Source organism: Oceanobacillus locisalsi (genome assembly GCF_042675985.1).
In the GTDB taxonomy this organism is placed as follows: Bacteria; Bacillota; Bacilli; order Bacillales; family Amphibacillaceae; genus Oceanobacillus; species Oceanobacillus locisalsi.
In genome coordinates this window covers 14,862-39,392 of the sequence record NZ_JBHTKK010000004.1, presented here as the reverse complement: position 1 = coordinate 39,392, position 24,531 = coordinate 14,862, and the positions used below count along the sequence as shown (strand labels likewise).

General features: G+C 37.5%; 22 protein-coding genes. 19 read left to right on the top strand and 3 right to left on the bottom strand.

All coding sequences use genetic code 11. The features are described from left to right. The first annotated feature begins 115 nt into the window (after positions 1-115). The 5 genes from ACFQ19_RS05415 to ACFQ19_RS05395 are packed head-to-tail and all read left to right on the top strand — an operon-like array spanning position 116 to position 2,197. Positions 116-736 carry a nitrite reductase gene (locus tag ACFQ19_RS05415; protein ID WP_379591103.1) on the top strand — a complete coding sequence of 207 codons (621 nt, stop codon included), beginning with the start codon at positions 116-118 and terminating at the stop codon, positions 734-736. A 50-nt stretch (positions 737-786) separates the two neighbouring features. After that, complete coding sequence (locus tag ACFQ19_RS05410; RefSeq protein ID WP_379591102.1) at positions 787-999, top strand: hypothetical protein; 213 nt, start codon at positions 787-789, stop codon at positions 997-999. A gap of 58 nt (positions 1,000-1,057) precedes the next feature. After that, complete coding sequence (locus ACFQ19_RS05405; RefSeq protein ID WP_379591101.1) at positions 1,058-1,591, top strand: MFS transporter; 534 nt, start codon at positions 1,058-1,060, stop codon at positions 1,589-1,591. Continuing rightward, positions 1,557-1,904 (top strand): hypothetical protein, encoded by a 348-nt coding sequence (locus tag ACFQ19_RS05400; RefSeq protein ID WP_379591100.1) that lies wholly within the window; start codon positions 1,557-1,559, stop codon positions 1,902-1,904. Before ACFQ19_RS05405 ends, ACFQ19_RS05400 begins: the two co-directional genes overlap by 35 nt. After that, complete coding sequence (locus tag ACFQ19_RS05395) at positions 1,898-2,197, top strand: hypothetical protein (RefSeq protein WP_379591099.1); 300 nt, start codon at positions 1,898-1,900, stop codon at positions 2,195-2,197. Before ACFQ19_RS05400 ends, ACFQ19_RS05395 begins: the two co-directional genes overlap by 7 nt. 400 nt (positions 2,198-2,597) lie before the next feature. On the opposite strand, the gene ACFQ19_RS05390 is transcribed toward ACFQ19_RS05395, so the two are convergent. Continuing rightward, on the bottom strand, positions 2,598-4,160 hold the full coding sequence (locus tag ACFQ19_RS05390) for a BCCT family transporter (protein ID WP_379591098.1): 1,563 nt from the start codon (positions 4,158-4,160) through the stop codon (positions 2,598-2,600). Positions 4,161-4,588: 428 nt separating this feature from the next. On the opposite strand from ACFQ19_RS05390, the gene ACFQ19_RS05385 reads away from it, so the two are divergent. The 11 genes from ACFQ19_RS05385 to ACFQ19_RS05335 all read left to right on the top strand — a co-directional run bounded on the left by ACFQ19_RS05385 (position 4,589) and on the right by ACFQ19_RS05335 (position 18,671). Beyond that, positions 4,589-5,629 (top strand): ornithine cyclodeaminase family protein, encoded by a 1,041-nt coding sequence (locus ACFQ19_RS05385; RefSeq protein WP_379591097.1) that lies wholly within the window; start codon positions 4,589-4,591, stop codon positions 5,627-5,629. Positions 5,630-5,649: 20 nt separating this feature from the next. After that, complete coding sequence (gene pruA, locus ACFQ19_RS05380) at positions 5,650-7,197, top strand: L-glutamate gamma-semialdehyde dehydrogenase (protein ID WP_379591096.1); 1,548 nt, start codon at positions 5,650-5,652, stop codon at positions 7,195-7,197. A gap of 182 nt (positions 7,198-7,379) precedes the next feature. Next, positions 7,380-8,537 (top strand): aromatic ring-hydroxylating oxygenase subunit alpha, encoded by a 1,158-nt coding sequence (locus tag ACFQ19_RS05375; protein ID WP_379591095.1) that lies wholly within the window; start codon positions 7,380-7,382, stop codon positions 8,535-8,537. 107 nt (positions 8,538-8,644) lie between these two features. After that, on the top strand, positions 8,645-9,016 hold the full coding sequence (locus ACFQ19_RS05370; RefSeq protein ID WP_245833028.1) for a Rieske (2Fe-2S) protein: 372 nt from the start codon (positions 8,645-8,647) through the stop codon (positions 9,014-9,016). An 80-nt stretch (positions 9,017-9,096) separates the two neighbouring features. Continuing rightward, complete coding sequence (locus ACFQ19_RS05365) at positions 9,097-10,332, top strand: NAD(P)/FAD-dependent oxidoreductase (RefSeq protein ID WP_379591094.1); 1,236 nt, start codon at positions 9,097-9,099, stop codon at positions 10,330-10,332. 261 nt (positions 10,333-10,593) lie between these two features. Continuing rightward, entirely contained in the window at positions 10,594-11,691 is a 1,098-nt protein-coding gene (locus tag ACFQ19_RS05360; RefSeq protein ID WP_379591093.1) for an alcohol dehydrogenase family protein, read from the top strand. A 54-nt stretch (positions 11,692-11,745) separates the two neighbouring features. Continuing rightward, a complete protein-coding gene (locus tag ACFQ19_RS05355) occupies positions 11,746-12,798 on the top strand; it encodes a proline racemase family protein (RefSeq protein WP_379591092.1) in 1,053 nt (350 codons plus the stop codon). A gap of 190 nt (positions 12,799-12,988) precedes the next feature. After that, the gene (locus ACFQ19_RS05350) at positions 12,989-14,560 is read left to right on the top strand and encodes a BCCT family transporter (RefSeq protein ID WP_379591191.1); all 1,572 of its coding nucleotides are present in this window, start codon (positions 12,989-12,991) and stop codon (positions 14,558-14,560) included. Between the two features lie 103 nt (positions 14,561-14,663). Continuing rightward, positions 14,664-16,187, top strand: coding sequence for a BCCT family transporter (locus tag ACFQ19_RS05345; protein WP_379591091.1), 1,524 nt, complete (start codon positions 14,664-14,666; stop codon positions 16,185-16,187). Between the two features lie 274 nt (positions 16,188-16,461). Next, positions 16,462-17,397, top strand: a complete 936-nt coding sequence (locus ACFQ19_RS05340) for a YitT family protein (RefSeq protein WP_379591090.1) — start codon at positions 16,462-16,464, stop codon at positions 17,395-17,397. A gap of 611 nt (positions 17,398-18,008) precedes the next feature. Then, positions 18,009-18,671, top strand: a complete 663-nt coding sequence (locus ACFQ19_RS05335) for a TetR/AcrR family transcriptional regulator (protein ID WP_379591089.1) — start codon at positions 18,009-18,011, stop codon at positions 18,669-18,671. A 195-nt stretch (positions 18,672-18,866) separates the two neighbouring features. On the opposite strand, the gene dps is transcribed toward ACFQ19_RS05335, so the two are convergent. Beyond that, positions 18,867-19,418 (bottom strand): DNA starvation/stationary phase protection protein Dps, encoded by a 552-nt coding sequence (dps, locus tag ACFQ19_RS05330; protein ID WP_379591190.1) that lies wholly within the window; start codon positions 19,416-19,418, stop codon positions 18,867-18,869. Between the two features lie 422 nt (positions 19,419-19,840). On the opposite strand from dps, the gene ACFQ19_RS05325 reads away from it, so the two are divergent. From ACFQ19_RS05325 to ACFQ19_RS05315, 3 genes are all read left to right on the top strand, one after another. Then, a complete protein-coding gene (locus tag ACFQ19_RS05325) occupies positions 19,841-20,320 on the top strand; it encodes a hypothetical protein (protein WP_379591088.1) in 480 nt (159 codons plus the stop codon). A gap of 106 nt (positions 20,321-20,426) precedes the next feature. Continuing rightward, positions 20,427-20,993, top strand: coding sequence for a GNAT family N-acetyltransferase (locus ACFQ19_RS05320; protein ID WP_379591087.1), 567 nt, complete (start codon positions 20,427-20,429; stop codon positions 20,991-20,993). A gap of 90 nt (positions 20,994-21,083) precedes the next feature. After that, positions 21,084-22,421 carry a D-serine ammonia-lyase gene (locus ACFQ19_RS05315; RefSeq protein WP_379591086.1) on the top strand — a complete coding sequence of 446 codons (1,338 nt, stop codon included), beginning with the start codon at positions 21,084-21,086 and terminating at the stop codon, positions 22,419-22,421. Between the two features lie 75 nt (positions 22,422-22,496). Here the strand turns inward: ACFQ19_RS05315 and ACFQ19_RS05310 are convergent, their stop codons facing one another. Further along, positions 22,497-24,500 (bottom strand): copper-translocating P-type ATPase, encoded by a 2,004-nt coding sequence (locus ACFQ19_RS05310; protein WP_379591085.1) that lies wholly within the window; start codon positions 24,498-24,500, stop codon positions 22,497-22,499. Positions 24,501-24,531: the final 31 nt, after the last annotated feature.

The following is a 24,531-nucleotide window of genomic DNA, read 5'->3' as shown; positions in this document are numbered from 1 at the left end:
TATTCTATTCCTTTATGGAATCTACTTGTTGTAGTAACTAATTGTTTTCATTATTATAAATACCTTACTGGTGTAATGTATGAAGTGATATATTAAAAAAGTAGGGAGAATCTATATGGAGAGCGATGAAAAAAAGATTAAAATCGCCGTAAATGGAGGTATTGGATTCGGATCAAAACTAAATGCCAAACAGTTGATGGTCATTTCCAAATATATGGATGAAAACGAGGAACTGGAACTGACCACTTTTCAACAACTTTATATTGAAATACCGGAAAATAAAAAAGAAGACATAATAAAGGAATTTGAAAATGTGGGATTAGCTTGTTATCCAGTAGGAAATTACGTGAAGAGTTTGAGAACCTGTAATTTTTGTAAAGGAGAAGAGCGGGAAGGGATGCCTGTTGCCAAAGAAATAAATAAACGATTTGCCGGCAAACAAGTCCCTTTTACATTAAAGATGGCTTATACAGGCTGTCCAATTGGCTGCGGGGAACCAATGGTCAGCGATATAGGCGTTATGAAATTTAAAGATCAATACAATTTATACGTAGGAGGGAAAGGCAAGGGATTCGATGCAGAAGTAGGAATGCTTTTGAAAGAGAATCTGGAGCCAGAAGAGTTATACGAAATGATAGAGAGAATCATCGATAGCTATTCACAGCTGGGCAAGAAAAGAGAACCTTTCTTTAAATTTTGGAGAAGAATTGGGAAAGGTCAATTGGTAAATATATGAATAACCCCTTTATGTAATTAAATACATGTAATATTGGAGGCAACACAACGATGACTACACATGCAAACACCGCTGTACAACCAGATCCGAAACGGTGGAAGGCACTGTTTCTATTAAGTTTTGCAAGCTTTCTCGTAATAATGGATGCGTCTATTATTCAGATAGCATTACCATCCATTCAGGAAGTACTTGGCTATACCCAAGAAAGTTTACAATGGGTAATGAGCGCATTTCTTCTAATATTTGGGGGATCCTATTATTAGGAGGTAATTAGCCGATTTATAAGGAAATCGCCGTATTTTCAACTTGGGTGTTTTCATTTTGGTCGTTTCATCCTTGTTTGCAGGTTTTGCCTGGAGTGAGATGAGTCTAAATATATTCCGAGGGATTCAAGGTTTAGGTTCAGCATTAATTGCACCTGCTGCCCTATCTATGGTAATGCATCTGTTCAATTTTAGTTCGTCTGAAAAAGCAAAAGCACTTATTGTTTGGGGCTTGTCTGCTGCAGCACGTGGAGTATTCGGAATTGTTTTTGGCGGGCTCATAACCGGGTTTCTCGGTTGGCGTTGGACACAGTTCATCTATATACCATTAAGTATTATTGTTCTTGTTTTCAGTCCTAAACTATTACAAAAATCCGGCCAAAGATTAAAAGGACGCATTGATTATATTGGCGCTGTTTTAGTTACAGCATCTCTGATGTTAATTGTTTACGGATATTGTATCAGCAGAACACAGTGGTTGGACATCAAGCAATGTTTTAATCTCTCTCCTCATTGGAGCTGTTCTGTTTCTGATTTTCCTTATCGTGGAATCCAGGATGAAAGAAGCGCTATTACCACTCAATATATTTAAAACACCTAATTTAGGTATTGGTAATGTCGGGGTCTTTTTAACACAGGCAGCATGGTTTCCATTAGTATATATATTAATCCTTTATCTGCAGCAAGTGTTACAATATTCTCCAGCAACCGGTGCAATATTAGTATTGCCAGTTCCTATCTTCATGGCATTCTTCATGGTTGCTGTAGCTGAAAAGGTATTGGCCAAATTTGGTATAAAAATAACGATGGTTGTAGGTTTTGTGGTTCTCGGTTTGGGTAATATTCTATTTTCGCAATTTGCGACAGTAGATGGTACTTACTTCATAAATTACCTTCATTGGTAGCATCTATAGGTAATGCACTGGCTTATTTAGCATCTACAACAGCATCAGTGTCAGAAGTAGAACCGAAAAAATCTGGGCTTGCTTCCGGTTTATACAATACGAACTTCCAAATAGGTTCTGCCATTGGTTTATCCGTTATGGTTGCGATTGCGGGAGCAGTGACCAATGCAAGTGACGCTGCTGATTCAGTTGTTGCTTTAAATGAAGGTTTCCAACAAGGCTTCTTTTGGGCAGGTATCTTTGCTTTCGCTGGAGCTGTGTTAGCTTTGTTGTTTGTTCGAACAAGAAAATAATAAGATGTTAATCAGTTAATATAGGTTCTATGGCAAACATGGAACAGTTCTCAAGATTAAAAGTAACTTGGATTTATTTTTTAATTGATTCAAGTTACTTTATTTGTATATCTAATAAATGCACAGAAGAAAAAAGAGAATAGACACTAAAAAAGATTCCTTCTATATAAAATACTGCTAGTGTGTGTTCAAAAAGTCCGATAAATAGGACCAAGAAGTTCAAGGCGACTAGCAAATTCCAAACGGAGCGTATGTTTTATAATACGTGAGTATTGGAATTTGCTAGTCAACGCAGAAATTCGCCGCGTCATTTTTATTGGACTTTTTGAACATCCTCTGCTAGAAGGAATCTTTATTTTTACAATGTTAATCTAGAATGTGTACTGTATAACTTGTCCATTTATTCAGCACGGGATTTATAATCATAATCACTATATCTTGCAATTTTGTATTTTTTATTTGCAGTTTGTGATTGTCTTGTTTTCTCCTCATTTCTTAACTCTTTCAGCATTGCCCAGCATATAAAAACGGTAATAAGTGTAAAGGGGGTAGCTATGACAATAGCTATTGTTCTGACCGCTTCCAGTCCGCCGGCTAGTAAGAAAACGACAGCGGATCCTGCAGTGACTATTCCCCAGGTTATTTTAAGGTTTCTTGTCGGATTAGGGTTACCATTACTGCTCAGCATTCCTAATACGAACGTAGCGGAATCTGCTGATGTGATAAAGAAAATGAAAATGAGAATGAGCGCTAATATACTTAAAAAGTTACCTAGTGGAAATTCGCTTAGAAAAGCAAATAATGCTCCATCCACATTTGCATTTATCGTCTCAGCTAATTGGCTATTGCCTAAATCATGTATTAAGTGGATAGCACTCCCTCCGAGAACGGAAAACCAGATAAAGGATATGAGGGAAGGCACTAATAATACCCCCAAAACAAATTCTTTAATGGTCCTTCCTTTTGAAATCCTTGCAACAAATGAACCTACAAAAGGAGACCATGTAGTCCACCAAGCCCAATAGAATACTGTCCAAGTGCCTATCCAACTACTTCCTTCAGCATTAAACGGCTCCATCCGAAGACTTGTAGGCAGTATGCTTCCAACATAACTTCCCGTCGTAGAGATCAGTATTTCAAAGATCTGTCTGGTCGGCCCCAAGATAAGTATGATAGACACAACGAAAGCTAAAAGCACTATATTGAAGTAAGATAAATATTTAAGTCCCCGATTTAATCCTGACCACGAAGAAATAATAAATAATAAAGTGGCAAATCCTATGATGATTAATTGAATCGGGAATGTAATGGGTACTCCCCATTGTGCATTCATTCCATTGTTAATTTGCAGAGTACTTAATCCAAATGTACTTGCAACACCAACTGCAGTGATAAATACAGAAACAATATCAATTGTTTTGCCAGGGGCCCCATAAATCCGGTCTCCTAACAAAGGATAAAAAATGGAACTAATGGAAGGGGGAAGCCCCTTGCGAAAATGAAAGTAAGCGAGCCCTAAAGCTACAGTTCCGAATAATGCCCAAGGATGCATTCCCCAATGAAAAAAGGTAGCTCTCATTGCTTCCGTGGCAGCTTCAGATGTTGCGCCTTCCCCGGTTGGCGGTGTTATGTAATGTGAAACAGGTTCAGCAACTGCCCAAAACACCAATCCGACGCCCATACCTGCACTGAACAGCATGGAAATCCATGACAGTGTACTATAAGCAGGCTTATCTGTATCTTTTCCTAACCGTGTTTTCCCGAATTTAGAAAACATTAAATAAATACAAAAAGCTACAAAAATAGTACCTACGAGTAAGTAAAACCAGTTAAAATAAGTCACTGTAAAATCCAAAAATGCAGCTGCTTTTTCTCCTAACCAACTATTAAAGACGACACCGATGACTACGAATAATATGCTTAGTAATAAAGAAATACTAAGAACGCTGTTGCGTTTAAACAAGAAAATTCCTCCTTATTTTTAAAAATGATGTCTACATAATAATGTCTGGCGATCGAAAGAATTTAGATACGTTCTCAGAATAGAATTCCCCCTTTAACAATACAACAAAATATAGTATTATATTACAATTTATTGAAATCGCTTCCAAATGATAATCATGATTATATCATAATCAGAATAATTAGTATATATATAATTTGGATAATTTCCCAAATTAATAATAAAACGAAAAAAATTTTGGAAAAGCTATTGCGTTCTAAAATAATCATGATTATAATATAATCAAAGTAGTAATCATGATTACTTTTGCTACTGAAAGAGGGGATGTGTACATATTAGTTTCACTTTATTTCTTTAAATAAGCACGAAGCAATTTTAGCAAACTATTTCATAACAAAAATAAAAGCGAAAAGGGAGTGTTTCATTTAATGAGTAATTCTAAAGAAGTAGACGTTTTATGGTTATCTCAGGAAGAATGTATTGAAAGTGGCGCAAAAGATATGGACATGATTCTGGAATATGTAGAAAAAGTAAATCTATGGTTAGCAGAAGATAAAGTGGTTGAACCGGAATTATTGCATTTGTTGTGGGAAGAAGGAAATTACTCTGGAAAAAGAATTGGTGTACACGCTGCTTTGATCCAATCGGAAGAAATGCGTGTTGCAGCTGTAAAAGGTATTCCAAGTAATCCTTTGAATCCGGTGGAAAGACAGACGCCAAGATCAAATGGAATGATTATTCTTTATAATGAAGATACAGGCTACCCATTTGCTGTAATGGACGACACAGTTGTAAGCGCTTTAAGAACTGGAGCTTCCAGTGCTTTAGGAGCAAAATATTGTGCTCGCCCGGATTCAGAAGTCCTTGGACTGGTAGGTTGTGGTGTGATTCAAAACGCTCATATCGAGGCTACAAGCAAAGTGATGAAAAACATTAACACCGTACGTTTATATGATATGAATGAAGATCGCGCAAAACAATTCGCTGAAAAGTGGAAGCACTTAGGGTATAAATTTGAGATCTGTAAAAATGTAGAGGAAGCTGTAGCACAATCCGATATCGTATATACAGCTACAAACGTCAACTTAGGAAATGAATACATTCCTAAAGAATGGATTAAAAAAGGCTCTTTCCACTCCGGTGTATCCATGTGGGATCATAAAAACGAAGCAATTTTAGAAGGGTTTAATAAATATTGCATGGACTATAAATTACGCTTAAAAGATGATAAATATCCTTTATCCGAGTTAACGAAAGCTGGTCAAATGGACGCGAATGATATTACAGAGTTAGGCCAGGTCATTAAAGGAGATAAAGTTATTCGGGAAAATGAAGATGACAGCGTCTTTTTTGTAACATTGGGGATTTGTGCGACAGATACAGCAAACAGTTATCAAATATACCAAAACGCGAAGGAACGCGGGTTGGGAACATCAGTAAAATTATGGTCTGAACCAGCAATGTATTAACTTTTTTAGGAGGTGATTTTTTGCCTATCGAACCATTTAAAAATGACGCACCTACAGATTGGGAAAAAACTGAAAATAGAGAAGCGCTAAATAAAAATTTAGAATATGTAAGATCCGAGTTCGGTAAGGAATATCCTCTGATTATTGGAGGAAAAGAAGTTTTAAAAGAACACAAATTGGCTTCTTATAATCCAGCTGCTCACCATGAAACGGTTGGCTATATGAGTCAAGCCGATAAAGAAAATCTTGAAGAAGCAATTACGGCTGCAAAAAATGCTTATGAACATTGGGGTTCTTTAACTTTTCTGGAAAGAGCACGTTATTTATTCAAAGCATCTAAGATTATGCAGCGGCGCAAATCAGAATTGATTGCATGGCAAATATACGAAGCAGGTAAAAATTGGGCGGAAGCAGATGGCGAGATTAATGAGGCAATTGATTTTATAGAGATGTATGCGCGCCAGGCGATAGAACTCATGGAGGGAAAAGACCTAGTAACGTTGCCTGGTGTTGAAAATCATCTTGAATATAAACCGCTTGGGGTCGGAGCTATTATTTCTCCATGGAATTTCCCTATAGCGATTGTAACTGGTATGACTGTATCCGCCATCGTTACTGGCAATACTGTATTGCTAAAGCCAGCTTCCTTAACACCAATTATCGCAGCAAAATTCATGGAAATTATGCATGAAGCAGGAATTCCTGATGGCGTCATTAATTTTGTTCCGGGTTCTTCCCGGGAAATTGGAGATGATTTGGTAACACACAGAGATATCAATTTTATTTCGTTTACCGGATCAAAAGAAGCAGGTTTGCACATTGATGAATTAGCCCATAAAAGAATACCGAACCAACGTTGGATAAAACGTGTTATTGCTGAAATGGGAGGAAAGAATGGCGTTATTGTAGATGAGTCTGCAGATTTGGATGCTGCTGCTGAAGGGATTGTGACATCCGCATTTGGTTATCAAGGGCAGAAATGTTCTGCCGGATCAAGAGCTGTCGTTCATGAAAACGTTTACGATGAAGTCGTTGAAAAAATTGTGGAACGTATGAATCATCTTCATGTTGGAACGGGTACGGAGAATAATCCGGTAGGACCAGTCATTGATGATAAAGCTTTTAATAAAATCAACGAATATATCGAAATTGGCAATAAAGAAGGAGAACTGGTTTTTGGAGGAAATAGTGATAATACAGAAGGGTACTATATTACTCCAGCTATATTCAAAGACGTTCAACCTGATGCAAGAATAATGAAGGAAGAAATCTTTGGACCTGTTCTGGCTATATGTAAAGTAGCAAACTTTGAAGAAGGAATTGATGTATATAATGACACGGAGTTTGGGTTAACAGGAGCATTATATACAAACAATCGGGAACAAATCACTTATGCACGAAGAAAAATGGAATGCGGAAACTTGTTTATTAACGGTAAGTGTACCGGGGCATTAGTAGGCGTTCAGCCGTTTGGCGGTTATTATATGTCCGGCACTGGTGAGAAGACGGGAACGATAGAGTATCTAACACACTTTGTGCAAGCAAAAACGGTTGCTGAAAATTATTAATTTATTGCAGTGTAACTGGCTATAGGACTCCCACTTCAAGAATGGAGAAAAATCGAAAAGTCTAAGTGGGAGATAGGGCAGCCAGTAACGGTCCGATTCGTTCAACTAACCGTCAGCGGGGGACGAAAACCCCACTGAAGGAAGTTTCACTTTATAAATATAAAAAATGGGAGGTTAATAGTATGAAATCAATCGAAGGCGGTTTCCCAAGTTATGCAAAGTTTGAACCTACGTCTCCGGGAAGTGATTATTATGATCCAAATCACTTTCATGAAGAGTTAGAAAAAATTTGGTTTAAGACATGGCTGCTTGCAGGACGGGAAGAAGAAATTCCGAACAGCGGCGATTATAAAACCGTTCAGGTCGCACATGAGAATTTTATTGTTACCCGTGCTTCAGATGGCGAAATCAATACGTACTATAATGTATGCCGCCATCGCGGTTCCCGCTTGTGTACGACAGAGGCAGGAAACTTCCCTAGAGGAAGAATCATCTGCCCTTATCATAGCTGGATGTACAGCGGAGATACTGGTGAATTGACCAAAGCACCAAATATCTCAGATGAGGATGAAGGGTTTGATAGAAGCGAGCATTCTCTGGCAAGCATAAGAACAGAAACTTGGGATGGTTTTATTTGGATTAATGCGGATCCGGATGCTCCTACCTTGCATGAAAGCTTTAATTTACCGGAATCATGGTCCATTTATGAACAATATCAGATGCACAGATTAAAAGTTGGTAAAACAGGAACCTATAATGTGAAAGCAAATTGGAAATTATTAATGGATAACGCAGAGGAATGCTATCATTGCGGAACGATTCATCCGGAATTAAGTAAAGCTACTCCGCCGATGCAACCTAGACAATGGGTGGATGCAGAAGTACCGGAAACAAAGGTTATCAAACACGTTGGCTCTATGGGATTAAATCCTGGATTCGAACGCGTGAATGTAGACGGCAAAGCATATAGACCTGTATTTCCGGGATTAAGTGAAGAAGATCAGCGTAAAATTGCCTATTTGCATATTTTCCCGCATTCCTATCTTTGCATGGCTTCTGACTATGTGTTTGTTGCGGCTATCTTCCCGGTTTCAGCAGAAGAATCAATAGTGAAAGGATACTGGTTGTTCGATCCGGATGTCTTAGAAAAAGAAGACGCCTATCTCGATGATGCAATTGAATTCTGGGATGTAACGTGTCAAGAAGATTGGGAAGCATGTGCACTAGCTCAGCTTGGGAATCAATCCAGATCATATAAGGATGGCGGCACGCTGACACCGATTGACTGGCGAGTTGCTAATTTTAAGAAGTACGTGAAAAACGAACTGGAAAATAATTAAGTGACAGACAGGGATATAGTGAAAGATATTAAATCTGACATCACTATATCCCTTTTTCCAAAAATGCTCTCCCTGTCTTGGCGACCATGAAGGAAGGAGATGAGAACATGACGATTCAAACAGAAAATCTTCAATCGGAGGGAAATATGGAGGAAAACAAATATACATTTGTTGCATCAAGTGATTCAGTTAAAGAAGGTGAAATGATTGATGTGCCACTTGGAACAGAAACCGTAGTTGTGGCACGAGTAGACGGTGCTGTGTTTGCGGTAGATGGTATATGTACACATGCTTATTCAGAAATGGTTGACGGCGAGTTAGAAGACCATTGTTTATACTGTCCTCTGCACTTTGCCTGTTTTGATATTCGGGATGGATCTGTATTAGAAGGTCCTGCTGTTACTCCGTTGTCTGTATATGACGTATTAGAACAAGAAGGTTCTATCTGGATAAAAGCCTTGGATATATACGGTGAATAAAGTTGTAAAATGAATATTGATACCATGATATGACATTGTAAAATATATTCAGATTTAAAGATGATTGGAGAGGATGAACAATGACTACTACTGTTGAAACGATTGTAATTGTTGGCGCTGGTATAGCAGGAACACATGCGGCTGAAGCACTGCGTATAGAGGGGCATGAAGGCCGTATTGTGTTAATTGACCGTGATACGCAGCTCCCGTATGATCGTCCGCCGCTATCAAAGGAATATATGCTGGGAGAATCATCGGAGACAGATATAACTTTGCAAACGCATGAAAATTTAACAGAATTGCGTATTGATTTGAAACTGGGAGTTGATATCGTTTCAATTGATTCAGAGAAACAAACTGCAGTTTTATCAGATGGAGAAACAGTAAAATGGGATAAGCTTTTATTAACAACAGGATCTAGTTTAAGAGAATTACCAATAAAAGGATCAGACCTTGAAGGCATTCACTACTTGAAGACATTATCCGATGCAAAAGCAATAAGGAGGAAATTGGATGATATTCAACAGGTTGCTATTGTTGGAGCAGGTTTTATTGGAGCAGAGCTTGCATCTTCATTTAAAAAGCTGGGTAAAGAAGTAACTTTATTGGAACGTGCGCCACTTCCATTAGCTCATATTCTCGGAGATGAGATGGGAGAGTATTTCCTTCAAATGCACCAATCTGAAGGTGTAGACGCTATTATGGAAGATAGTGTTGTACAATTTAATGGGGATACACATGTGGAAGAAGTTCTGACAGAAGAAGGAAGAACAATTCCATGCCAGGCAGTAATTGTAGGTGTCGGGGTTATACCTAATACTGCATTGCTTAATAAAGAATTACAGATTGACCGAGGTTATATTGTTAATGAATTTGGTGAAACCTCATTGCCCAATGTGTATGCTGCCGGAGATTGTGCAATGTGGCCGTTTTTAGGAAATAACATTCACATAGAACATTGGGATCATGCGATCAATCATGGTAAAAATGTTGCGAAAAATATGCTGGGCGGAGAGCAGACTTCTTATAAAACAGTCCCATATTTTTGGTCCGATCAATATGATTATCGTCTGCAATATTTTGGTCATACAAAGAATTGGGAAACGACTGTCTTACGAGGGAATAAAGAAGATAAAGAATTTAGTTATTTCTATTTAAATAAAAGTAATGTGATAGAGGCAGCTTTACTTGTTAATCAACCCAAAAATGCTTTACCAGTTCGTCGTCTAATTAACCAGCAGCATCCTGTCGTTCCAGAGCTATTGCCAAATACGGATATTAAATTAAAAGAATGCATGTATGTAGAGGCGAATTAGGATAAGTTATCTTAATAGTTGCAATGAAAAAACAGAGATTTTATAGTATTAAATGGAAATACACAGATCTGAGGAATAATAAATTTTCAAAAATCTCTTCCTAAAGTATAGCAAATATGGAATAATATTGTTTATATTATTCCTCAGAATTTAAGAAAAGTTACTAGAGAAATCGTATTTTGTTGCAGGATATTGGTATATTTTTAAATTTTTGAATGGAAAACGTTAAAAAACGTAACTTGTTGTAAAAGGAGAGAAATGATGCATACAATTCCAGAAAAAATGCGTGGCGTATATTTAACAGGAAATGGCGGATTCGAAAAATTAGAATATCGTACAGATATTGATGTTCCAACACCAAAAGCAGGAGAAGTATTGGTGAAAATAGGCGGAGCAGCTATAAATAATACAGATATAAACACACGTATTGGATGGTATTCCAAAAGTGTAAAATCAGAAACGAATGAAGGCGGCGCATCAGGGTTTAAAGAAGAAGTTACAGATGATGGTTCATGGCTTGGGGAGGCAATGCACTTTCCAAGAATTCAAGGAGCAGATGGCTGTGGTACTGTTGTTGCCGTAGGAGAAGGTGTCAGTCAAGACAGACTGGGTGAAAGAGTACTAATACGTACAGTGCAACAAAGAGATTCAAGTGAAAGTGGATTGGAGTCCATTACATTTGGTTCAGAATGTGATGGTGCTTTTGCCGAATATGCATCTGTACTTTCAGAAGAAGCCTTTGTAATTCATTCCAATTTATCTGATAAAGAACTTGCCACTTTTCCTTGCGCATATGGAACCGCTGAAAATCTTATTTCCAGAGTAGGAGTTGAAAAAGATGATGTCGTTCTGGTAACTGGTGCTTCAGGGGGAGTTGGTGCTGCGCTTGTACAGTTAGTAAAAGTAAGAGGTGCGAAGGTTATTGCAGTTTGCGGCAGTGATAAAGTAGAAAGAGTAAAAAGCTATGGCGCTGATGAAATTATCTTAAGAGGAGATAGCTACGTTGAAAAAATTGGAAAAATGAAAGTGGATGTCGCTTTAGATGTAGCTGCTGGAAAGATGTGGCCAGAGCTTTTAGATGTTTTGAAAAAAGGTGGAAAATACGGCGTTATTGGAGCGATTGGCGGACCTCTTGTAGAACTGGATGTTCGAGATCTTTATTTAAAAGATTTAAGTCTGTTTGGAAGCACATATCAAACAAAAGAAGCCTTCTTGAATCTTATTCGTTATATTGAAGAAGGGAAAATCAAACCGGCCATAGCAAAAGAATTTCCATTAAAAGATATTGTAGAAGCTCAAAAAGCTTTTTTGTCTAAAACACTAGCTGGAAAGTTTGTCATTGATGTTACTGCTGAATAGATACAGTCTATTATGAATTGAGGATGAAAAAGCAGTTGATAGGAGGAGTTGCCTGTGAAAATAAAAAGATCGTTTGATGCTATCGAAGTGCATGCTGGATTACCTATGAGAGTTGTTACGTCAGGAATCCCGACAATTCCGGGGAATTCAGTATATGAGCAAGCACTTTGGCTTGAAGAAAATGATGATCAGTTGAGAAAGTTGATGCTTAGGGAGCCCAGAGGATATCCACCTATTTGTTGTAACCTTATTGTGCCGGCAAAGCATCCAGATGCAGCCGCAGGATATATTATAATGGAACAGGTTGAATATCCTATGATGTCAGGTGGCAATACAATAAGTGTTGCTACAGCGCTTTTGGAAAGTGGTATGATACCAATGCAGGAGCCTGTAACAGAGTTTGCTCTTGAAGCACCTGCAGGATTAATTCCTATTACAGCAGATTGTGAAGATGGCAAAGTAACGCAAGTTTATTTTGATAATGTGGCTTCTTATGCAGTTCATATCGATGCAGAGGTTGAGGTTCCTACTCTTGGTAAAGTAAAAGTCGATATTGCCTGGGGCGGAATGTATTATTGTATTATAGATAGCACACAATTTGATTGGCTTGAACTTGTTCCAGAGCAAGGCAAAGAAATAGCAAGAATTTCTGCTCTTTGCACACAAGCGGCAAAAGAACAGCTCGACGTTCCTGAACATCCGGATTACCCGGGTATTGGAATAACCGTTGCAGAAATGCATGGACCAACTGATAATCCCGATGCTGACGGGAAGAGTGTTAATACAATGTTTACTGGTGAAATTAATCTTAATGATGAAAGCACATGGATTGGTGCTTTGGATAGATGCGCTTGTGGTACCGGTACTTCCGCTATGATGGCTGTTAAGTACGCTAAGGGAGAATTAACAGTAGGGGATAAATGGAGAAATGAAGGGCTGATCGGTATTATTTTTGAAGGGAAGGTAACTGATACTTCAAAAGTTGGAGAGATGGATGCTGTCCATTTAAAAGTAGGCGGGCAAGCATGGATTTATGGTTTCACAAAGTATATTTTAGATGAAACGGATCCATTTTCAGAAGGGTACAGAGTAGGGGATATATGGTGATAATTAATAACATATACAAATTTAATCCCCCCTATAGATAAAAATAGAATTTTTACAGAGAGCTTGAAGTTTAGGGAAATTCTTATTATATTAATTTTATTTTCAGGTAAGTTAAATATAAAAGAGAAATCCAGGCTTCAAGCAGACTACCTCTTAAATGTATCTATATATCTGATTGTAGTATAAGTTAATAAGTCAGAAAGTTGGTAATTTTCACTATTGTCCAAGGAGGATTATTATCAAACAAAATATTGTTTTAAGGGTTTCAATAATTATCTCTTGCTGTTTAATTGTTCTGGGTCTGTTATTTAGAAGTTGGTTAGAAAAAGTTGCTCCAATGTTTTTAAGTTTTAATGCTAATTACTTTGGAGTTTTTTATTTATTCGCTGGTTTAATAGTCGTCGGAGTTTGCGGATATTTAGCTTTTTCCAAATACGGAAATATTAAATTAGGGAAAGATACTGATAAACCTGAGTTTAGTACGTTTTCATGGATTTCAATGTTGTTTGCAGCAGGGATGGCAATTGGTTTAGTATTTTGGGCAACAGCCGAACCAATCACGCACTATTTATTTCCGCCACATGGAGAAGGAGCTACCGCAGAATCAGCTGACACTGCGATAAAATATACTTTCTTTCACTGGGGACTTCAGCCTTGGGGGTTATATGGGCTCATAGGTCTGGGTATGGCTTACTTCCAATTTAGAAAAGGGCTTCCTGCCAGGTTTAGCTCGATTTTTTATCCAATTTTAAAGGAGAAGATATACGGTCCGGCAGGAAATGCTATTGATATATTTGTAATCATCATATCAGCAATTGGTTTAGCGAATTCATTTGGATTAGGTGCATTACAAATTTCTGAAGGAGCAAATCTACTATGGGGGTTTTCTAACACTATAGCTGTTTCAATCGTAATCATCATTATTGGAACTATTTTATTTATGACGTCTGCAGTTACTGGACTTAAACGTGGTATTAAGTATCTCTCCAATGTGAATATGATTTTAGCGCTTCTGATTACTTTATTTATTTTGTTTTTTGGGCCGACTAAACACATAATTGATGTGTTTATTACAGGTACTGGCAGTTATTTAAGTGATTTTTTATCAATGAGTACCAGTTTAGCTCCGTTTAATAGTGAAGAACAAAACTGGATTTCAAATTGGACCGTGTTTTATTTGGCATGGTGGTTATCTTGTGCTCCATTTGTGGGTGCGTTTATCTCAAGAGTATCCAGAGGACGAACAATTAAAGAATTTGTATTAGCAGTACTAGTTGTACCTTCGCTCATGTGTTTTGTTTGGTTTTCTGTATTTGGAGGGGCAGGTATCCACCTGATACATGAATTAGGAAATACTGTTTTAGGAGATATTGTAAGTTCCAATGTTACCACTGCATTATTTGCGTTTCTGGATTATTTTCCAATAAGTTCTCTTACAAGTATTCTCGTTATGGTTTTAAGTTTAGTTTTTTTTATAACACAAGCCGACTCTGGATCTTTTGTATTAGCAATGTTCAGCTCAGGAGGAAGTCTTAACCCGTCTAATAAAATAAAACTGGTCTGGGGCGGCGTTCTTTTTAGTTATGCCATTATCTTGGTTATAGCTGGAGGGCTGGAGACTGCCAAATCAGTACTTATAGTTTTCACTTCACCACTTGCTGTATTAATTCTATTAATGTGTTATGCCATTTTAAAAGGATTAATAAATGATGAGTCTGAATTAAACAAGGAATATCCAGCAGGGGAAAAAGAGGTTAGTTGACCTAAAAAACTACAAGAACTTTTAATTTGAAAGCGCTTACTGATTGATGGCAGCATTGTCCTTGTTTTTGTTTATACTAAAAATGAATTAGAAAGGAATGTCTATGTTTAAAAATAATTTAATTTTACGTGTCTCTTTAATCATTTCGTTATCCTTTATGATCTTTGGTATTATATTTAGGAATTGGTTGGAAGAAGTTGCCCCTGCTTTCTTGAGTTTTAATGTGAATTATTTTGGTCCGATTTATCTTGTGGTTACTTTATTAATTGTAATTACCAGTATCTATCTTATGTTTTCAAAATACGGTACAATAAGATTAGGAAAAGATTCGGATAAGCCCGAATTCAGTACGGTATCTTGGATATCTATGTTATTTGCTGCAGGAATGGGAATTGGGTTGGTATTTTGGTCGACTGCTGAGCCCATTACGCATTATATAGCTCCTCCTGTTGGGGAAGGATCCACTTCTGAGTCAGCCGAACTTTCGATAAAATATACATTTTTTCATTGGGGATTACATCCATGGGCATTGTTTGGTTTAATTGGTTTAGGAATGGCTTACTTTCAATTTAGGAAAAACCTTCCTGCAAGGGTGAGTTCAATTTTTTACCCCGTTTTAGGCGATAGAATTCATGGTCCATTGGGTAAAACAATTGATATTTATGCTATATTTATTACAGTTATAGGTATTGCGCAGGCATTTGGTTTAGGGGCACTTCAAATTTCTGAAGGAGCAAATTTTCTTTGGGGTTTCTCTAATACAACAACTGTTTCTATGTTTATTATCATTTTTGGCACCGTATTATTTATGTTTTCCGCACTTACAGGTGTTAATCGCGGGATAAAATATCTTTCTAATTTTAATATGCTGTTAGCTTTTGTTTTGATGATGTTTATTTTCTTTATAGGACCTACAAAACAGATAGTAGATATTTTTATTACCGGAACAGGAAGTTATATCAGTGATATAGTAACAATGAGTTCACAGTTAGCTCCTTTTAATGGAGACCAGCAAAATTGGGTTTCCAATTGGACAATATTTTACCTTGCATGGTGGTTAACTTGGGCCTCGTTTGTTGGCGCATTTATATCCAGGATATCAAAAGGCAGGACAATCAGGGAATTTGTCATGGCTGTGCTTTTCCTTCCTTCCATATTATGCTTTATTTGGTTTTCCATTTTTGGGGGAGCAGGTATACACCTTATTCATGATCTGGGTAATAGTATGTTAGGAGATGCTGTTAATACAGATGTTACGCAAGCATTATTTTCGTTCTTGGAGTATTTTCCAATGAGCTCTTTAACCAGTGCTTTAATGATGCTTCTATGTTTAGTATTTTTCATCACTTCAGCTGATTCAGGTACGTATGTGCTGGCTATGTTTAGCTCTGGAGGGAATATAAATCCTGATAATAAGATAAAGTTTATTTGGGGGTTAATTATTTTTAGTATTTCAGCAGTATTTATCATAGCAGGAGGTTTGGAAACGATAAAGACAGTAGTTATTGTAGTATCCACACCCTTTATTATATTTATGCTATGTATGACATATACGATATTAAAAGCGCTGAGAAGTGAATTTAAAAAACCAGAAGAAAAAGAAGAGATTAAATCAAAAACCGGCTAGGGAACAGATTTCGTTATGTTTTGGTTTGATTAAAAAGAGGTATTTGTTTAGCGACAATATATATTTTGATTTTATCGCAGTGTAACTGGTTGTTGGTTTTCGGCGGGATGAGTAAGCGCAAAAGCACTTCAGTGGGCGAGGAAGCGCAGTCCTAGTCCAGTTCCAGCCCCAACTAGTTACACTGCGATAAATTAGAACATAGTAGGATATCTTCATATTAATATAAATTAGAGGGATAATAAGCAAAGCGTATTTGTTTCCTTTAACGAATTAATTGAGGGGGGTTATTATTAAACTGACAAAACAAATATTTTTTATATTAACCGGTACTTTACTTGTTGCCTTAGCACTCACTGTATTTTCCATGCCTAACCAAATTTCTGATGGCGGAGTGCCTGGGATAGCATTATTGCTTTACTTCCAATTTGGCCTTTCTCCTGGTATCGTTACGTTTATTTCATTTATTATCCTGCAATTGATAAGTATTAAATTTTTGCCTAGAAACGTGCTCATTATAACCACCATTAATGTTCCGCTTCTTTCATTATTTATCTTTTTAACGGAAAATATCATTACCGAACCTCTGGGAGATCCTTTGGTTGCAGCTATATTTGCTGGCCTGATTGGCGGGGTAGGACTTGCATTCATTATTCAAGCTGGGAGCTCAACAGGAGGAACTTCCCAAATTGCAAGGTTATTAGCGCAGAAATTTGAATGGAATATTATACTTACAACGTTTCTTTTGGATACTGTGATTGTGTTTGCGGGAATTTTTGTCATTGGACCATTATACACATTGTATACGGTGATATCGTTATCGGTTGGAAAAATCGCAAGTGATTATGTTATTGGCGGTTTAGATGCGAAAAAAGCGGTTACCATTGTATCCCAAAAGTATCGCGAGATTGGAAAACAAGTGACAAAGAATATGAGTTCAAGTGCTACATATTTTAATGGGTACGGTACATTTACGGATCGGGAACAATTAATTTTATATGTTGTTGTACCAAACTATCGTTTAATCTTTTTAAAACGAATTATTCGGGAAGTAGATCCTGACGCTTTCATTGTTGTTCATAATGTGAAAGATGTATCAGGAGGAACATTTTTCGCTTCACCAGAACCACCAGTAGAAGGGTTAATGACTGATGATTTTATGTATGAAGCAGAAAATGATAATCAGGAAGCAGATAATGAGACTAAGAATTAGACAATTTTCATATTAAAAAAGAAGTCCTATATAAATTGAATTAATAAACCTGTCTTTTGTGCTAAAAATTGAAGCCATTTATTTTAGAATTAAGCACCATAACTAGCGAAGGAAAAAAGCGAACTTCTTTTTTCTACCCGCAGGGCATAAGCGCGACTTTGCTTCTGTCAGCGCCTGACGGCTTGCCAATCAGCAAGTCTTCTTTAAAGGAGGCTGAGGACAAGCCCACGGAAAGCGTAGTGTTTTTCCGTAGCGAGTGTCAGGAAGGAAAATATTAATTTCAAGTTATATAGAGTAAATAATTCGAAATAAAGCAGCGCCTGTAACAAGCGGACGCTGCTTTATTTATGATTAAAGACTATTTTGTATCATTTTGTATTCTTGATTCCCAGCTGAAAAACCTTTATAGTAGTAAAGTAGTTCTGCATGATATGTATCACAGTGTCACTGGTTATAAGATTTCCACTTTAGAATAGAGAAAAAATCGAAAATTTTGAGTGAGAGATTCAGCAGCCAGTAACGGCCCGATTCGTTCAACTAACCTTCAGGGAGGGGGAAAAACACCTCTGCTGAAAGAAGATTCACTTTATAAGGTAAGGGAGGGATTCCAAATGTCTAATAAAGAAATTCAAATGCAGCGTATGTGGCAGTATTTTGTTGATGCTACAACTGAAATTATTGAGCAAAAAGGTATTGATAATGTAACTATACGGGAGATTGCGACGAAGGCAGGATATAACAGTGCAACGATTTATAATTATTTTCAGGAAGTTTCTCACCTGATCTTTTTTGCAGCACTTAAATATTTAAATAAATTTATTGACGAGCTTCCAGAATATATGGAAAAGGGAGATACTCCTTTAGATAAATACTTGTTGAGCTGGGAAAGTTTTTGTAAACATTCCTTTGAAGAGCCCGAAATTTATAACGCTATCTTCTTAGCTGATCTAGGAGAAAATCCAGAAGAGTTATTAAAACATTATTATAATGTCTACCAATCGGATTTGTATGGAGAGGTTACAGAGGATATAAAGACAATTTTAACTGATTATAACCTTTCAACAAGAAGTCGAAATGCATTGGATCAATCTGTTCAAGAAGGTGTATTATCAGAAGAAGAAGCAGCTGTGATTAATGAGAGAACCGTGTTGATATGGCAAGGTATGTTAATCACTGTATTGAATAATCGGCGTCATTTGAATGCAAATGCAGCAACAAATAAAACGATGCAGCACATAAATGAGATTGTAAATGATTATAGATTAGTCAAGTAAGGTGTTCGTTCATTGTTTAGATGGTCTCTTAACCAAGAGAATTTAAATAATGAGCGATTATGTTTTTTTAGGGTATCATAAAAAGCATAGAAGTAATAATAACAAAGACTAATTAATATTGTGTTATTTGACAAATTGGCCCATTCATAAAAAACAAGGAGCTGCAATAGAGCAGTTCCTTGTTTTTTTAGTGAGTTATTCTGAGCTTCCGTCTGTCAGGTGAGATTCTAAGAACCAGAGACTCTTATCCAGTTTTCGGGATACTTCTGTAAATAAATCCGATGTATCCGGGTCCTCATCCGCAGAAACTTCAACAGCTTCTCGAATATTATTTGCCACAATTGCCCAGCGTTCTGTCAGTTTTTCAAGAACTAGAATGTCTTTTGTGTTTTGGAGTTCCCAAGCAGGAAGTCTCGTTTCAGATGCAATAAATTGTACCGGTTTTCCTGCTGAACCGCCTAAAGTAGCTGCTTGTTCTGCAACAGTGTCAATTAATTCCGGCAGTTCGCCCGCTAAATCATCAAAAAATTCGTGGTAGGCAATAAATTGCGGTCCGCGTACATTCCAATGTGCCAGTTTTGTCTGAATAAATAAATCCGTTAAATCTGTTACCTGCTGATTAAGAAGTTCAATCATATGCTCTCTTGATTTTTCTGAATGTGCTTTTCTAAATGTACTCATTTTTGTCCCTCCTGAATCAACTTTACTTTTATTTATAATGATATTTCTAATATTACTATTTCCCAACTTTATATAAAAATAAACATAAGGAATTGGGAGGATCAATAAAGAAGGGGGCATAGTGGATTCCTGCGATTCGGACGTTTTTTAAGGTGACAGAATAAAATGCTCCCATTTCCTGAAGTCAGATTTTTTCTGGCTTCAGGTTTTTTAAAAAGATACAAAAGTATACGATTTCCTTTTTAAATTTTTATTCAGGAATAGCCATGTTCAGCTCCAAGCGCCAAAAACTAGGAGATTTCACGTCGTGCCCTACGATAAGTCATCATCGGTTCGTCACCTCACCGTGATTCCTTTATCTCAGTTACGCCGTTCCAATCTCTACGTTTTTAAACGGGCGCTTTGCGCTTTTCGTTCTGGATTTTTTAGATGCATGAAAGAACCTCTGGCATTCGATACCTCATAAATGATGCAAAGTGACCGACTTTTTGTATAAATATGTAGAAGATAATGAAGGAATTATTTTTAATTTTCATGTACGCTGTTTTATAGAAGATGTTTTAAAAGAAAGGAGTCTGGTTATGAGAGAAGCGATTATGTTGATTGTCAATATCATTAACGATATTCATGATGCCATTGCAGATACATTTGGTGCCGGCATGACAGATAAAGAGCTGCATTTCTGGATTTTTGGCATACTGGGGATTGTCACGTTCTTTTTCGTTTACGTTGTTTTTAAAATTTTATCTAAATTAAAGTGGAGTGTTGCTATTTTAGCATTCCTTTATACATTTACAATGATGGTCGTGCTGGTATTTGCTGTGGAAATCCAGCAGGCTTATACCCAGCGCGGAAATATGGAATTTGCAGATGCTGTGATGGGATTATGGGGCTTTATAGTCTTTTTTGGTGTTTATGCAGTCATCGCTATTATTGGTTATTTTATCTATAAAGCTATTAAAAAATAAACCATGTCTATGGTAGTTTTTACTAAAAAGAGAAGAAAGCGCTAAACTTTTTAGGAGACTCGAAAGTACATTATCTATTAAATAAGAAATAGAAGGGAGTGATACAATGGTATATTTAGGTTACAAACCTTTATTAGAAGGCGAAAAAGTACAACTTCGGCCTTTTAAAGAAGTGGATTTTCCTTTTATAAAAAAATGTTTAACAGACCCAGAAGTTTTAAAATTAACCGGGAGCGACATGGATTTTGACTGGGAGGAAGAAAAGGATATAATTTATGAATGGTACCAGACAAGACATTTGGAAACAGATCGTTTGGATTTGGCTATTATTGATAAGATGCTGGGTATTTGCGTAGGTGAAGCAGTAGTGAACTTATATGATGAAACAAATCATAGCATGAATTACAGGATTCTTATTGGTCCGGAGGGAAGGGACCGTGGTTTAGGTACAGAAGCAACACAACTTATCATTGATTATGTGTTTCATAACACAACGCTTCATCAATTGACATTAGATGTTTTGGACTTCAATCCAAGGGCAAGGCATGTTTATGAGAAAATTGGTTTCGTGAAAAACGGTGTTCAAGAAAACGAGCTACAGTTTGAAGATGAATGGATTGATGCCGTTCATATGTATTTACCCAGGGAAGATTGGTTAAGGAGAACTACTTAATATAAAGTCGGTTGTGAAAGTCATTTATTCAACAAACAACATGTTATCCTTTTACTTACAATAGCATTCACAAAGAAAGGTGGGAGGAAAATGACAACAATAAAGGGGAAGTCCATAGAGGAATGGATGAAGAAGTTTCCGGACTTATATCCTATCTTAAACTATATCCCATTTTATTGGAATAATCCATATGCAAAGAATGATAAGGAAGCATTTCAACACCAGCCGCTTCAGTTGAAAGATATACAAGATGCGGAAGAACGTTTGGAGCGTTTTGCTCCTTTTATCGCAAAAGCCTATCCCGAGACGGAAAGTACAGGAGGAATCATTGAATCTCCGCTGGAAAAAGGGGATCGGATAAAAGCTAGAATAGAAGCCATAACTGGACAACAGATTCCTGGTACATTTTATTTAAAATTAGATAGCCATTTACCAATTTCCGGTTCCATCAAAGCAAGAGGCGGCATTTATGAAGTGCTGAAACATGCAGAAACATTGTTGCTGGAAAATCAACTTTTATCAGCAAAAGATAATTATCGTAAAATTGCAGGGGATACGTATCGAGAGTTTTTCTCTCAATATACGATTTTGGTAGGTTCTACTGGTAATTTGGGACTGAGTATTGGTGTTATCAGTGCCAAGCTTGGTTTTCGTGTTATTGTCCATATGTCGGCAGATGCAAAACAGTGGAAAAAGAACTTATTAAGAGAGCGCGGCGTTAAAGTTGTGGAGCATGTATCTGATTATAGTAAAGCGGTAGAAGAAGGCAGGGAAGAAGCAGAAAAAGATTCAAAAAGCTATTTTATTGATGATGAAAACTCAAGCGATTTATTTTTAGGATATACGGTAGCGGCTATTCGTTTGAAAAAACAATTAGAAGCGCAGGAAATTCAGATAAGTCCGGAAACCCCGATGCATGTCTATCTGCCATGTGGTGTCGGTGGAGGACCAGGCGGTGTGGCGTTTGGATTAAAAGTCATTTTTGGTGATGCTGTAAAATGTTATTTTGCTGAACCGACACACTCCCCGTGTATGTTGCTTGGGATGATGACAAGCATGCACAATGCGATTTCCGTCCAGGATTTCGGACTCGATAACCAAACAGCTGCAGATGGATTAGCTGTAGGCAGAGCATCTGGTTTTGTCGGAAAAGTAATGGAATCGCTGATAGAAGGAATTTATACAGTCAGTGATGAGGAAATGTTTCGTCTTATTACAGAGATGATGGATGTAGAGGGGATTCATCTTGAACCATCAGCTGTTACAGGATTAATGGGACCAGCTTATGTTGTTCAAAACAACACCAGAGTGACAGAAAAAGATATCCATTTGATTTGGGCTACTGGCGGAAGTATGGTTCCGGATGACATAAAACAAGCGGATTATCAGAAAGGGATGGAATATAAAAATAATCCAGATGCAACATAATATGCGAAAAACGCAAACCAGATATTTTTTCTGATTTGCGTTTTTTGATTTCTTGTAAAAGAAGAAGCCTCTCTTTTAGGAACGTTTGCTTTTCAACAATCTGGCATTAAAGGCTACAATAATCGTACTTAGTGACATCAACACAGCACCAACTGCTGGATCCATGACAATGCCCCAAGGAGCCAAAATACCTGCCGCTAATGGGATAGCAATAATATTGTAGCCGGCTGCCCACCAGAGGTTCTGAATCATTTTCCGATAGGTCAAGCGGGAAAGTTCCATAATGGAAACAACATCTACTGGATTGCTGTTCACTAATACAACATCTGCCGTTTCCATCGCTACATCTGTACCGGCGCCGACTGCAACACCTAAGTCAGCAGTAGCTAAAGCAGGGGAATCATTGATTCCGTCACCGGTCATTGCCGTCCTTTTCTTATTTGCCTGCAGTTGTTTAATCTGATCCGCTTTTTGATCAGGCAGAACTTCGGCAATTACATGATCTATACCGATTTCTTTGGCCACACCATTTGCGACGGTTTGATTATCACCAGTCAACATCTGTGCTTCGATGCCAAGTTCATGCAAACGGCGTACGGCTTCTTTAGAAGAATCTTTGACTTGGTCGGCAAGTGCAATCATGCCAATGTATTGTTCTCCCTCTAAAACAAAAATAACCGTTTTTCCAGCTTCAGATAATTTGTCAAAAGCGTCTTTATCATAAGAAAGGTTGTTTTTATCCATATAACCGGGGCTTACTGCTAAATACCACGTATCCTCTAGTTTCGCTTTGATCCCGGCGCCGGTTATCGAATCAAATGTTTCCGGCTGTTTCAAGTCTATATTCTGTTTCTTAGCGGAAGTCATAATACCGGCAGCTATTGGGTGCTCCGACTGTGATTCGATGGAAGCTGCTTTTTGTAAGAGCTTATTCTCGCTGATATTGCCATTAGGTACAATATCTGTTACAGCAAATTCTCCTTTTGTTAATGTCCCTGTTTTATCGAATACGACAGTATCGATTTTTCGTGCATCTTCAAAACTTGCACGATTACGGATAAACAGGCCATTTTGCGCTGACAGATAAGTAGAACGGGCGACGACTAAAGGAATCGCCAATCCTAATGCGTGCGGACAGGAGATAACCAGAACTGTTACCATTCGTGTCATGGCTTCTTCCAGTCCATATCCTAAAGCTATCCAAACTACAAACGTAATAATACCAGCAGAGACAGCTACATAAAATAGTAATTTGGCCGCACGGTCAGAAAACATTTGTGTTTTTGATTTGCTTTCCTGCGCTTCTTTAACAAGCTGAACGACCTGTGAGAGATAGCCTTCCTCACTTGTTTTAGAAACCTCAATTGTCAAGGAACCAGATGTGTTGATGGAACCGCCTATTGTCTCATCTTTTACCTGCTTTTCAACAGGAATGGATTCACCGGTCAGCATCGATTCATCGATAGAAGATTTCCCATCTATAACCATACCGTCTGCTGGTATTTTTTCACCGGGTTTTATCAATACATGATCCCCTTTTTGAAGCTCTGAAACATGAACAATCTCCGTATTACCCGCCTGGTCGATTTTGGTTGCTTCCTGTGGCATCAGTTCCACTAATGATTCCATGGAATCAGAGGCTTTGCTGACTGATTTCATTTCCACCCAATGACCTAGCAGCATAATCGCAATCAGCGTTGCCAGTTCCCAGAATAAATCATGTCCCTCCAGTCCAAGGACAGTTGCTGCACTGTAAACATAAGCTACAGTGATTGCAAAACCGATTAGAGTCATCATTCCAGGAGATTTTTGTTTTAATTCGTCAATAGCGCCTGTTAAGAACGGCCATCCGCCATAGAAGAAAATAAGGCTTGCTAAAACCAGTTCTACCCAGTTATCTCCGGCAAAGGAGAGATTATAGTTAAAGAAAGACTGAATCATGTCAGAAAGCAGAATAATTGGCACGGCTAATACAAGTGAAACGTAAAACCGCTTTTTAAAATCTGCAATCATATGCTCGTGATGATGCTCATGCGAATGTGAACGATGGTCTTCATGATGATTATGTTGTTCCTGCATTTGAATCTGCTCCTTTCTTATTTCTATTATA